Genomic DNA, 8,967 nt, shown 5'->3' on the forward strand with positions numbered 1-8,967 from the left:
TTAGTAAGAGAAGAGAAACAGAAATATTTAAATATGGTTATTGACCAATTCCATAAAAAGCGAGAAGGCCTAAATGATATAGAGATTATGGAACGCGGCCTGAATGTATATTCTGATCAGGGTATCTTAGTAAGTCAACTTTTAGGAGAAGCCGTAAAAAGAAAGTTGATTTTATTACATGAAGATGAAGAAGAACTTTATATTACTCTAACGGAGCAGGGAAAGTCAGTTTTAGGTAGCTTTTATACAGATGGTTTTTGTGAAGATTTTAAATGCTTTAATGAAAGGGTTATAAATTTGTTCAGAAAGCATAGAGAGCTAGAACTGGATCCTTTTCTTATCCAATATTTTTATTGGAATGGGAGCCAGTCAATTGATGAAATTGAAGAAGAGTATATAAAGGATTTTGATTATTTCGAAGAGAATGACAGGAAATTTTTTCACTCTTATTTGGCGGATATTAATTTTGAGGGTTTAAGTGCAGAGGAATATATATTTCATTTTACTCCAAAATTATTATTACCAGAAGAATGGTCTAATGAAAATGTGAAATTAGAAGTGGATGGTATCGAATTACCCAAAGATTTAGTTTTGAATAGACCTTATCCAAATTCTCGTTATGTGGTTGCTGGTTTTGATAAAGAAGGACTTACATCGCATGGTTTTTATTGGCTTAAAAAGAAAGAAGATTTGAATAATCAAACAATAAGTATTTCATTACGATGGTTTATAGGGGCTAATAAAATCATAATTCATAATTTGGATTTGCAATTCAATTTTGGTGAGCATAAAGGGAATTTTTTCTCCAGTTGTCAACAATTGAATAGGAGTACAAAAATAGAACAATTTGAGATTACTACTAAATTGCCAGTGGATAATTCAGATATTGATAACCATCATATTTATAATGAAAAATTTACATTAACGCATTTTCCTATTGAACGACATGTTTATTTCGGTGCCGACCATAATATGGGAGAATGGGAGTCTAGAAGAGCAAGAATGGAAATAGTAGAAAAAGGAATAAAAGAAGTTCACTATTCTATTACAAGTAGCGCAGAATTAAATTGGGAAGATGAGAATATTGCTCTGATAAGGGAGCTTGTAAGAAAAAAAGAACCTTTTTTTATTACTCGAGATGATGATTATGGTGAATGTTTTGAAATGAATTTTACTAAACCAATTTCTGAAGAACAAAATGAAGAATGGATAATTGATAAGGTAATTGAATTTTACCAAACATATGGAATCACGGAACTGGAGTTATGGAAAACTTACGGTGAACATATCGCTTATGCTGCAGGTGTTAGAATGGTTATTCAAGAGACAGATGATGGAACTTATTTGGATATGAGAGAAGTTTATGTAGGTTTTTCAGACGATTGGAATTTTCTTCGCCAATAATTTACGCTGCCATTTAACATATTGCTTTGGGATAAATCCGAATTATAGCTATTAACTATTTTTCTATTTTTATTATTGAAACAAATGCACTATTAACATAGATTTGGGGGTATAAAAAATGAATGAAAATAGGTATCGCGTTTGGGATATACGTCGCAAATGGATGCTATATAACACTGAGTCATGTGGTTATGTCGATTATGAAATGCATCCAATTGCAGTAATTAATAAAATTTTAAGCGGTGAAGATAAAAATCTTAAATTTATGCAAGTTACAGGATTTAAAGATAAGAATGATAAAGAAATTTTTGAGAGTGATAGTGATGGCCAATTTATTGTAAAAAAAGGGGAATTCCCAGTAAGGGATCCTGAGACAGGGAAAGTGATTGAAATTGTACATGGTTGGTATTTAGACCCAATACACAAATCGATTGAATCTCGTCGTTGGGAACTCCCATTAAATAATTATTGGGTTAACAAACTGGGTAATGGGTTTGATAAAAATATTTATGAGAACCCGGAATTATTAAATGATTCTAATATGGGAAATGAGGTGAGTTTATGAAAACTAGTAGTAATGTAATAAAATTAGAACTAAAAGGAAATGTAATTTTTGTTGGGCCAATAGGCTGCGGCAAAACAATGTCTGTTAAAAATATGATTTCAAATTTAAATGATGTATTAATAATCGATCCGCATCGTGAGTATTGCAGTTTTGAAAGCGAGTACGATAACGTGAGAATCCTTGAGTTAAATCCTAAGAATGATTTCACATCTGTTATTGAACTAAAAGATGACGATATTCAGTTAGCGAAGGAATACAAATATGTGGTGATTGATGAGGTATTGAATCTAGAAAAAGAGCAATTAGTCTCTTTATTAGATGTTTTATCTGAAACTAAAACGATAGTAATTATGACGTCTCAAGATGCAAAAATTGCTAGTGAACTGGAAAGCTACTTTTCTCATATAATCTATTCAAAACCAAAATAATAATCTATTGGAATGATTTGGTGAGGAGGGTGTAAATGTATACAAAGGTAAAAATAGAAACAGAGCATAAAATTGCAAAGTCACAGAAGGAAATGTTAGACAAATTATTAGAATTAAATCCAGAAGATTGTTTTGCAGTAACTTATGATTCTTTTCAAGATGAATATAAAATTTGGTGTGGTAATCATCCTTATGGTTTTTATGAAAATGAGATTGCAAGACGTGATGATGAGATTATTAAATTAAGGAAAGAGGTTAACAGACAGAATGAAATTATTGATTGTTTTTTAGAAACTTCCAAGGAGAACAAACCTAAAAAATCGTAATAATTTTGCAGAGATATTTTTATTAAATCAGTAACCAATTGGAATATACTACGTAACTAAGTAAATGCTGCCTCTTTAAAATTAGGAGGCGGCTTTTTTGAGTGATTAGGAAAATATGAAAATATTAATAAATTCACATTTTCACTTAAAATATACAGTGTGTATGAATATAATGTGTTCAGATAACTTGGAGAGGAGGATACGTTAGAAGACAATTTAAGAAATTGTTAACCAGGAACCGGTAATTATAAACGAACCATTTGATAATGAATTTTTCGATGAAATTAGAATAACTTCTTGTTTTGAAAAAGCCAAATCGAAGATAAAGGAGTACACTTTATATATAATAATCCCTCGATAATCGGGAATTTAAAAGTAGGTGAGTAATAAATGGTGAAAATAAAAGAATCAGAACTTTTTGAACCAGTTAAAGAGTGGTTAGAGGAAAAAGGGTATGAAGTTTTCTCAGAAGTTTCGCCTAGATATAGCGGAGGGAAACGTGCAGACATAATAGGACGGAACAATCCAGCCATAGCAATAGTAGAATTAAAAACAACCCTTAGTTTAGAATTACTCGATCAAGCATATTTTTGGAAACAACTAGGGCATTACATTTATGTTGCGATACCTAGACGTACAAAACAGGTGCCTCATATTATACGTGATTTTTTGAGAAAGCAAGGAATAGGACTGCTTTTAGTAGATATACAAACAGGTTGTGTCAATGCATGGGAAAAAGCAAAATTTAATCGTCCTGTTTATCGTATAGACTGGGGAACTGAACTACGTCAAGAGCATAAAACATGGTTAAAAGGCGGAAGCGCTGGTGGTGGTTATGTCACCAGCTATAAATTAACTATAGAAAAAGTAAAAATGTTGCTCAAAAGAATACGTGAACGTGATCAAAGGGAAGGGAATAAGACTGACGGATGGTTAAGTTTGAATAAAATATTAGAACATTGTGAGACACATTATGCACAACCCAAATCTTCTTTATCTCAAGCGTTACGTAATTTTGAATCAGATTGGTGCGAGTGTAAATATGAAGGGGGAAAAGTATTTTTTAGATATACAGAATAATATGGAATTTATTAAAGCTAGGGGTGAGATAGTGAAACTGCTTAAATCTTTGTTTGCATCAGATATAAATAATGTAGATAAATTTATTGGATTTAATATAGTGCTGCATATTTTACTCTTTTCATTTGGCTGGTTAAAGTATAACCTTTTTACAATTGGATGGATATTAATGGTTCATGTTATGATTTTTTATTTTATAATTCGTGTTCATTTACTTATAGTCATTAGATTCTTAGTATCATCAATAAATGGCAAATATAAAAAATGAAAAAAGAGGTGATTTTTTTGCAACCAAAAAGTATTCATTGTGGATGTTATGTAAGTATCATCCCTGAATTATATATTAATGAACCTGTAGATGGGATTGTTATTACAAATAAAGCATTAAATATTCACTATAATCTAGAAACTGAAACACTTTGTGATAGGAGTGATATTGCACAATTAAATATTGAATATCAAAATGGGAGTCTTGAAATTTTGGAAACATTAGAAGTGAATGCGCTTCATGATTACACTCATATTATAAAGGATACATATGGGTTTATGCATGCTGTACAAATCAAAGATGGAGATTGGACAAGTAACTTTCTTTAAATTGCATTTACTATAAATTTCAATAAGAGTGTTAATGGATAACATGGACATACCAATTGATAGTTCATATATATACATAGTCATCGTAAATTAGATTGGTTTTCCAATACTGACGGAACCAGATGGTAAAAGTTTATCCTTTACAAAAGGGGGATCAAGTATGTTTTGGAGAGTATTTCCTTTTCTTGTGTTTTTGGGGGCATTTCTAATTATAAGTCCAATGCTTGTGCCAAGTTTCAAGTCAGAAATGCCGCTAATATATAATTTTATTAAGTTCTTTGTATTTCCAAGTTATATTTGTATTCTAATAGGTTCATTTTTTATAGCGTTTAAAAGTAGGTGTTAAGTGAGCAGCTTTAAAGCTCCGATAGAAAATATATTTATTATAGTTCAAAAAAGGAAATTAAGTAAAGGGAATAAGTATTTCTTTAAAAGAGGTGTTTTTTTGTATACTTCAATATGTCTAAAGGACTTTAAAGGTTTTAAAAAGGGAGAAATTTTTAATACATATGAAAGAGCAAATTATACTTATTTGAATAAAGAAAATAGCTATAATAAGGAATTTGTTCAAGTATATTTTAGTGATTTTAAGAATTATTTTCATAAGGTTAATGAATATTTACTTATACCAAAATTGATAAAAGAAAAGAGATATAAATGGTTTAGAAAAGTACAATATACAAAGATAGTAACTGAATTTTATAAATTTGATTTAGAGACGAAATATCTAAGACGAATACAAAGAGAGATTTATATGCCAATTTATTTGATTAAAGAGGAAGAGTTTATATTACAGTTTTCTGACACTATCCACTATGTAGTTAGCACCTTAGAAGAAATAGCGAAAATGCATACTTTCACAAATGTTGATTTAGATGCTGAGATTACACGTGCAGCGGAATATTTCAAAGAGTTGTTGCTTTTATATAATAGTACCGATAAATCAGCACAGATAGAAGTAACGAATCTACTAGGAGAACATCATCAATATATGGATAGAGTTGTAAGGGTAATGAAAGAATTTAATAGGGTTTGAATCCCGGTAATATTATGATTTAAAAAATAAAAAGGTAGATTAGATAATAGAAAGGAGGATGTTTCATGGAAGAATTCTTTGAATTAGAAAAGGAAGCATATCTTTATGCGATAGTACTGATTATATTTGTGATTTGCTCTGTTTTATTTATGCTGAATTATGATTTTATAATAAATAGTTTGAAAGTTGTTCTAGGAGATTGAAGTTAGAATGAGAGGGATGTGGAATGAATAGGTTTTTTTGTACTGTAGGATTTGTGGTCTGTTTATTCTGTTTTATATTTACTTTTACAAGAATGATTGATTTGGCTCAAAATGAAATCATGAAAGAAATTGTTATAAAAATACTTGCACCTTTAAAAAATCCGTATGTTTCTATACCTCTAGTTATATGCTGGCTAGGGTTTACTATCTGTTTAATTCATAGAATGTTTTTTGGAAGAAATGAAAGGAATAGGAAATTTCTTGTTACCTTTTCGTTAGGAGGTTTTTTGATATATATATCAAGTGTAGTATTTTTAACAATAAGTAATTTGATGTCAGTATATTAAGTATTAGTGTTATTTCTGTTTGTTGAAATAGGGGGATATAAAATATGAATGTTAAAATAAAAGTTAATCCATTGTGGTTGAAGAGAGAGTTAAAAGAAACTTTGTTAGAGTATTTTGTAATTCTTTGTTCGTTTGTAATTTTTTTTAATATCGTATACACCCAGGATAATAGTGTTTACAGCCAAGGTACATTACTATCATCAGGAATAATGTCTTATTTATCTTTTGAAAATTATGGGATTTATATACCATCAACTCCTGATTATTTTAAAATAATTACCCTGCCCTTATTTATGATAGCAGGTATAATTTTGTTAGATAAATCGCTAGGAATACTTATATATATTGTAATGATAACGATATCCAAGACTTTTCAATTGTTAACATTTTTATTAAAAAAAATAATAGTGTAACTGTTTTTTTCAATATTTGAAGTGGAGAATTGGCTTTATGCAAAAATTGATCAAATCAACAATTAAGTTAGAACCACTTTTATAATCGAATTGGATTTATATATCTTGAAAAAGGAGTGTGGGAAATGAATAAAAAATTCATTGTATTTTATGAAATTCCACCGCTAAGAGCGATTATGAGTATAGAGGTTGAGGCAGGAAACGAGGAAGAGGCAAAGAAAGTAGCTATGCAACAATTAGGTATTTATGCAAGGATTAAAGGTACTCAAGTTAAATCGTAAATCGAAGAAGAAAGTATTAGATGGTATAAATAATTAAATGTTCTTATAAAAAGAGAGATGAAATATATTGGCATATTTATTCAATATTTATAAAGATGATAATCAAGTATATAAAAAATACAGTGACTATATAGTTCGGGAAGATAAGCTAGAAAATGAGGTTTTTTTAAAAGAAGAAAATGAATTGGTTTCTATATATGGTCGTAGCCAAGTTGCGATGATTGCTAACGCATTAGATATGAGCCAACTTGAATCGGATAATTATGGGATTATAGATCAGAGCAGCTTAATGAAAATTCAAGAAAAAATTCATTCCGGTAGTTACAAAGAGGAATTTGAAGAGTGTAATTGGTTATCTGAAAAACAAAGAACAGATTTGTTAGATAGTCTAGAGTGTATTGTAGGGCTTATCAAAGAGAGTGTTCATCAAAATGTTTATGTTATAGTGTGGCATGATATAAATGATTAGTTTTATACAATTTGAGAATATAACAAGGACACAAGGATTTAAATTTTATAGAAAAGGGAGAAATTTTGATGTCTTTAATAAATAAGTTTGACAAGGATCATTATTTTACATTTATCAAAAAAATATGTAAAGAGTTTGAAGTGCCTAAAGATTTATATTTGAATTGGATGGAGAAAATGAATGACGAACCAACTGTAGCTAGCCTAACATTCGGTCAGGATGGATTTCCTTTTTGTCTCCAAAAATATGAAGAGGGAAGTTTAGAAACAAGCGTTATCGCAATTCAATTTAATACATTCAATTTTCATGATCTTACTATCTTATGGGAATATCGAAAATTTGGATATCCAGAAGGTAAACTTTATGCAATCGAAGGTAAACGAAAATATTTAAATAAAGATGAATTAGCGTTTTACATTAGTCAAGGATACAAATGGACTGAAAAACTTAATCCTCCAATAACTATAAATTTTTCGCTTGCGAAGAAAGGGATATTTTATTCATCATACGAAGATTTTAAATAAATTTTGATTTTGATAGTTGTATATTTGAGTGAATTTTATAGAGAAGTAGGTGGAGCTGTGATAGAAAAGATTGATTCAATTAAAGAAAAATTCTCTAGTGGAAAGGCTCGTTTTGAAAACGGTAAGACCGTGGTAGAAGTTGGTTTATCTGATTTAAATGAATTACTAAGCTTAGCTTATGACATTAATAATTATCGTTTAAATGCTTTGTGGAATTTAGAACAAACATCAAATGCATGTAAAGAGTACGAAATGCGTAACGAAAAACACCAAGAATCGTTAAAACTGATAAAAGGAATAACAAGTGGAGTAGACAATGCAATTGTTAAAGATGTGAATCGAATAGCAAAAGAAGCATTATTATAACGAACCAAAGTATGAAACATATTTAGAAAAATTTTTGTTACCACATTTACAAGATTTTAAAGAAATCCGTTTAGGTTATGACTCATGGAATGATGAGGGCATTTGGATAGGTATTGACCACAATAGAAGTGAACGTGGAGTAGTCTTACCAAAGGTTAATTTTATAGTATATGAATCTTGTAGAAATGAAAGGTGTGTAAAAATGATAAAGCTTCCTGAATCAGTAATAAAAGCAGTGAAAGAAAGAGGAATTACCCCAAAAGAAGAAAAAGAAGTTCTTGATGATTTAGAAAAGAATTTCATCAAAATGAATGAGCGTAACAAAATACATGAAGAAGCCTTATCTAAGGATAAAGAATATCAAAAAATGTGGCATATGCTAAATAATCAATTAAAATAGTTAAATTTACATTTTGTAGAAAAGGAGAGACAAAAACCATGAATGAGATACAAATTATTACTTTTCTAAGTTTTTGTGGTTTTTTTGTTGCAATAGTAGGAATGTGGTCAGATTCAAAGAGAAAATAATTTAGCAAAAGTGTTACTGAAGAAAATATATCTAGCATACATATACATCAAAAGGCACTAGAGTCTGAAGGTTTGGAATGGAACAGGAACGCATGTGAAACTGATGATGGTAATTTCTTAAGAGTCTATACCAAAAAGGAATTTATAAGTAGTGGAGTCTATTTAACAGAAACAACACCATTAAATAGAATTAAATTTTAAGAAGAGGCCAGTAAGTAATACAATTAGTAAAATAAAAGTAATTTTCATCCTTTTAATCAAGTATGGCAATATAACAGGCTTCTTACAAATATAAATAATAAACATGCAGGATGATCCATTTTGAAAGCTCTTCAGAATGGATTTTTTTATTTATTGTTAACTTAGTGCCTTTTAAGTGTTATAAAAAATACTTAGTCAT

Annotated in this window: 13 protein-coding genes; all 13 read left to right on the forward strand. The window is 29.5% G+C overall.

Going from position 1 to position 8,967, the window contains the following annotated elements; genetic code table 11:
• Nucleotides 1–1,404: DUF5514 family protein (locus tag RCF13_RS08955; RefSeq protein ID WP_308141074.1), on the forward strand; the 1,404-nt coding region annotated here is incomplete at its 5' end.
• 118 nt (nt 1,405–1,522) lie between these two features.
• The gene (locus RCF13_RS08960) at nt 1,523–1,969 is read left to right on the forward strand and encodes a YopX family protein (RefSeq protein ID WP_047956692.1); all 447 of its coding nucleotides are present in this window, start codon (nt 1,523–1,525) and stop codon (nt 1,967–1,969) included.
• Entirely contained in the window at nt 1,966–2,397 is a 432-nt protein-coding gene (locus tag RCF13_RS08965) for an ATP-binding protein (protein WP_308141075.1), read from the forward strand. The genes RCF13_RS08960 and RCF13_RS08965 overlap by 4 nt, the downstream gene beginning before the upstream one ends.
• A 35-nt stretch (nt 2,398–2,432) precedes the next feature.
• Entirely contained in the window at nt 2,433–2,723 is a 291-nt protein-coding gene (locus tag RCF13_RS08970) for a hypothetical protein (RefSeq protein ID WP_047956690.1), read from the forward strand.
• A gap of 393 nt (nt 2,724–3,116) precedes the next feature.
• Entirely contained in the window at nt 3,117–3,803 is a 687-nt protein-coding gene (locus RCF13_RS08975) for a hypothetical protein (protein ID WP_308141076.1), read from the forward strand.
• A 264-nt stretch (nt 3,804–4,067) separates the two neighbouring features.
• Nucleotides 4,068–4,400, forward strand: a complete 333-nt coding sequence (locus tag RCF13_RS08980; RefSeq protein WP_016121700.1) for a hypothetical protein — start codon at nt 4,068–4,070, stop codon at nt 4,398–4,400.
• Nucleotides 4,401–4,746: 346 nt separating this feature from the next.
• A complete protein-coding gene (locus tag RCF13_RS08985) occupies nt 4,747–5,436 on the forward strand; it encodes a hypothetical protein (RefSeq protein ID WP_308141077.1) in 690 nt (229 codons plus the stop codon).
• Nucleotides 5,437–5,501: 65 nt separating this feature from the next.
• Nucleotides 5,502–5,639, forward strand: coding sequence for a hypothetical protein (locus RCF13_RS08990; protein WP_001996067.1), 138 nt, complete (start codon nt 5,502–5,504; stop codon nt 5,637–5,639).
• 885 nt (nt 5,640–6,524) lie between these two features.
• A complete protein-coding gene (locus RCF13_RS08995) occupies nt 6,525–6,680 on the forward strand; it encodes a hypothetical protein (protein WP_001995841.1) in 156 nt (51 codons plus the stop codon).
• 67 nt (nt 6,681–6,747) lie between these two features.
• Nucleotides 6,748–7,149: a hypothetical protein gene (locus tag RCF13_RS09000; RefSeq protein ID WP_308141078.1), complete on the forward strand. Its 402-nt coding sequence runs from the start codon at nt 6,748–6,750 to the stop codon at nt 7,147–7,149.
• A 68-nt stretch (nt 7,150–7,217) separates the two neighbouring features.
• The gene (locus RCF13_RS09005) at nt 7,218–7,673 is read left to right on the forward strand and encodes a hypothetical protein (protein WP_047956686.1); all 456 of its coding nucleotides are present in this window, start codon (nt 7,218–7,220) and stop codon (nt 7,671–7,673) included.
• 24 nt (nt 7,674–7,697) lie between these two features.
• Nucleotides 7,698–8,039, forward strand: coding sequence for a hypothetical protein (locus RCF13_RS09010; RefSeq protein ID WP_308141079.1), 342 nt, complete (start codon nt 7,698–7,700; stop codon nt 8,037–8,039).
• Between the two features lie 34 nt (nt 8,040–8,073).
• Complete coding sequence (locus RCF13_RS09015; RefSeq protein ID WP_001995758.1) at nt 8,074–8,439, forward strand: hypothetical protein; 366 nt, start codon at nt 8,074–8,076, stop codon at nt 8,437–8,439.
• The last annotated feature ends 528 nt before the right edge of the window (nt 8,440–8,967 follow it).

It is taken from the genome of Stenotrophomonas maltophilia group sp. RNC7 (assembly GCF_030910085.1).
Taxonomy (GTDB): domain Bacteria; phylum Pseudomonadota; class Gammaproteobacteria; order Xanthomonadales; family Xanthomonadaceae; genus Stenotrophomonas; species Stenotrophomonas sepilia.